This is a genomic window from Psychrobacter sp. (genome assembly GCF_036731945.1).
Taxonomy (GTDB): Bacteria; Pseudomonadota; Gammaproteobacteria; order Pseudomonadales; family Moraxellaceae; genus Psychrobacter.
The window spans coordinates 7,223-7,820 of the sequence record NZ_DAINDI010000092.1; the positions used below are offsets into that span (position 1 = coordinate 7,223).

Here is a 598-nt window from a genome sequence, read left to right on the forward strand (position 1 = left end):
GCATCTCTTGTCCGGTCAAGTCAATATGATTGACCGCTGACATAATCAGGATAACTTCATGCGCATCGGGGTACTGCCGCGTCGCTTGTATGACGCTGCGATGCACGGATTCACTATTGCCAAAAAACAAGCTCTCATCGATACGCAGCATCAATAAATTGCTAAAGGTCACCACATCATGACGATTGATGTTGCGAAAATGTCCTGTACCCGCTAGCTGCCCGACAACAGCGACATGTGGTTTACTCGACTGCCAAATAAGGCTAGCAAACGACACCATCAAACCGATGACTAAGCCCGTATTTAACCCAAATATCAGCACCCCGATAAATGCCGCCAAAAAGCTCGCCGCATCTAAGCGGTCGCGTTGCCATGCTGACTTTAAAGTCGCCATATCAATGAGACCGATAATTGACGTCATAATAGTCGCGCCCAAGAGGGCGTAGGGCAGAGGCGCTAATAAATGACCAAAGGCGATTAACGCAGCAATCATAACCAACACAGTGACCAGACTTGCGACTGGCGTTTTGGCGCCTGAGTCGGCATTAATCGCCGTACGTGAAAAGCCGCCAGCGACCGTAAAGCTTTGAAAAAAGCC

Annotated in this window: 1 protein-coding gene; it reads right to left on the minus strand. The window is 49.2% G+C overall.

The features are described from left to right. A partial coding sequence (locus tag V7D75_RS13545) for a SulP family inorganic anion transporter (protein WP_333614981.1) occupies positions 1-598 on the minus strand: 598 nt, incomplete at both ends.